Source organism: Vibrio sp. S12_S33, from assembly GCF_963889785.1.
GTDB classification, from domain to species: Bacteria; Pseudomonadota; Gammaproteobacteria; order Enterobacterales; family Vibrionaceae; genus Vibrio; species Vibrio aestuarianus.
In genome coordinates this window covers 1-380 of the sequence record NZ_CAWPQZ010000281.1, presented here as the reverse complement: position 1 = coordinate 380, position 380 = coordinate 1, and the positions used below count along the sequence as shown (strand labels likewise).

Here is a 380-nt window from a genome sequence, read left to right as displayed (position 1 = left end):
AATGAATTGACTGTGCCAAAATCAAGTAAACTTGATTCTGATTGGTCACTCAGTTCATTGATAAATCTTTTTCGATTATCATCAACGAGTGCCCACACAGATTGATAGGTTTATATTGTTAAAGAGCTTGCCTTTCAGTGCCTTAACACCTAAGCAGGACGCGTATAATACGCTTTCCACTTTGAAAGTCAACATAAAACTCTCACCTTTTCATGAGAATATTATGGTGACTCGTCTCAATGAGACCAGTCGGAAATTAAAGCCTGGCGATGTCCTACTCTCACATGGGGAAGCCCCACACTACCATCGGCGCTATTGCGTTTCACTTCTGAGTTCGGCATGGAGTCAGGTGGGTCCGCAACGCTATGGTCGCCAAGCAA

General features: G+C 43.4%; 1 rRNA gene. It reads right to left on the bottom strand.

What is annotated here, in order from left to right:
• Positions 1 to 261: 261 nt before the first annotated feature.
• Positions 262 to 377 (bottom strand): 5S ribosomal RNA (rrf, locus tag AACW06_RS20165).
• Positions 378 to 380 lie beyond the last annotated feature (3 nt).